At 61.5% G+C, this 2,066-nt stretch carries 3 protein-coding genes; all 3 read left to right on the top strand.

Annotated elements, in window-relative coordinates; all coding sequences use genetic code 11:
- Positions 1-875: phosphoserine phosphatase SerB (gene serB, locus A2I95_RS33545; protein ID WP_291736790.1), on the top strand; the 875-nt coding region annotated here is incomplete at its 5' end.
- 8 nt (positions 876-883) lie between these two features.
- Positions 884-1,642: a TSUP family transporter gene (locus A2I95_RS33540; RefSeq protein WP_291736788.1), complete on the top strand. Its 759-nt coding sequence runs from the start codon at positions 884-886 to the stop codon at positions 1,640-1,642.
- Between the two features lie 153 nt (positions 1,643-1,795).
- The coding region (locus A2I95_RS33535; protein ID WP_291736787.1) for a helix-turn-helix transcriptional regulator at positions 1,796-2,066 on the top strand (271 nt) is incomplete at its 3' end.

Here is a 2,066-nt window from a genome sequence, read left to right as displayed (position 1 = left end):
TGTTTGCTGCCACCCTGCTTTGCAACCCTGCCAGCCCGGGTTTGGAGCCTGCGCTGATCGAATCGCTGCGCAATGCTTGGGGCGGCGGCGAGGCCGTCTGGCTAGCCCCGGGTGCCGCGGCTGAGTTTCCGCTGGCGCAGATGCCGGACAACCGCTGGGAGGTCTGGGAGGATCTGCAGAAGCTGGGCGTGGATCTGGTTATTCAGCCCAACGCCGGACGGAAAAAGAAGATGCTGCTGGCCGACATGGATTCCACCATGATCCAGCAAGAGTGCATTGACGAACTGGCAGAGGAAGCGGGCGTTGGCGCGCGGGTCAAGGACATCACCGCACGGGCAATGAACGGCGAGCTGGATTTTGAAGGCGCACTGACCGAGCGGGTGGGACTGTTGAAAGGGCTGCCAGAAACGGTGATCGCCAAGGTGCTGGCCGAGCGCATCACGCTGATGCCCGGCGGCAGGCATCTGCTGGCCACGATGAAGGCAGAGGGCGCCTATGCGGCGCTGGTGTCCGGCGGCTTCACGGCGTTCACCGCTCAGGTGGCGGCCGAGCTGGGGTTTGATGAAAACCGCGCCAACACGCTGTTGATAAATGACGGCAAGCTGACCGGAGAAGCAGGCAGGCCGATATTGGGCCGGGAAGCCAAGGTGGAGGCGCTGGAGCAGATCACCGCCCGGCAGGGGATTGGCGAGGCGGATGTCATTGCTGTTGGCGACGGCGCCAATGATCTGGGAATGCTGAAACGTGCGGGCGCCGGCGTAGCCTTGCATGCAAAACCTTCGGTCGCGGCGGAATGCGATATCCGCATCAACCACGGCGACCTGACTGCGTTGCTGTACATCCAAGGCTACGGCCAGGACGATTTCAAAGGCTGATCAATCACATGCTGGAAGTGGGGATCGAAACCCTGCTGCTTTTGCTGGCAGCCGGGTTTGTCGCGGGTTTCATTGACGCGGTTGCCGGCGGCGGCGGACTAGTCACTTTGCCTGTTCTGCTGCTGGCGGGGGCCAGCCCGGTCACGGCCCTGGCGACAAACAAGGTCCAGGCGCTGTTCGGGGCCGCCACCGCGGCAGCCACCTATGCCCGAGCCGGCCACGTTGATCTGAAATCGCAGCGTATACCTGCGCTGATAACCTTTGCCGCGTCCGTCGCAGGCGCTTTTCTGGTGACCTTCCTGCCCACCGAGTGGATCCGGCTGTTCCTGCCGGTGCTGCTGATTGCCATTGCCATCTTCTTTGCAACCAAGAAAGGCCTGGATGATCTGGACCGGCAGCGCCGCCTGTCGCCTGCCCTGTTTGCCGCAACGATGGTTCCTTTGTGCGGTGCCTATGACGGGCTGCTGGGACCGGGGGCAGGCAGTTTCTACATGCTCGCCTTTGTCTCCATTGCTGGTTACGGCATCCTTAAGGCCACGGCCCATACCAAGCTGTTGAACTTTGCTTCCAATGCGGGCGGCCTTGTTGCCTTTTCCTTTTTCGCCTCCCCCTGGTGGATCACGGGCTTGCTGATGGGATTGGCCCAGATTGCCGGTGCGCGGGCAGGAGCCGGGCTTGCAAAAAGGCAGGGGGCGAAGCTGATCAAACCGCTGCTGGTGCTGACCTCAATAACCCTGGCGGCCAAGCTGCTTTGGGATATGCGGTGATTTCCTGACCCGGACCTGCCACCGCCGGAACCGGCAGCGGCAACGGACCTTGGGCCGCGCGGTTTTGTCTTGCTGTATACGGGCCAATTGCACCCAGATGTCTACTACCATTTTTAACCTGACACTTAATTAACAAAAGTGATAATAATAGATATGATACCGATTCTGAAGTCTTTTGCCGCGCTGTCGGATGAAACCCGTATGTCGATTGTGGACCAGCTGATTCTCAAAGGCGAACTGCCTGCAGGCGATCTGGCACCGGGTGCGGGCATTTCGGCGCCTGCGATCTCGCGCCATCTGAAGGTGCTGCGCGAGGCCGGGCTGGTCACGCAGCGCGCCGATGGCACCAAGCGGCTGTATTCCGCCCGCCCCGAAGGCCTGCGGATGATTGCCGATTGGACCCAGTCCCGGCGCGCCTTTTGGG

The organism is Leisingera sp. F5, from assembly GCF_001593695.1.
This window is presented reverse-complemented; position numbering and strand designations above follow the sequence as displayed.

What these genes read in the sequence shown, in the direction of transcription:
- A2I95_RS33540 (WP_291736788.1), top strand. Translation starts at nt 884, where the DNA reads ATGCTGGAAGTGGGGATCGAAACCCTGCTGCTTTTGCTGGCAGCCGGG.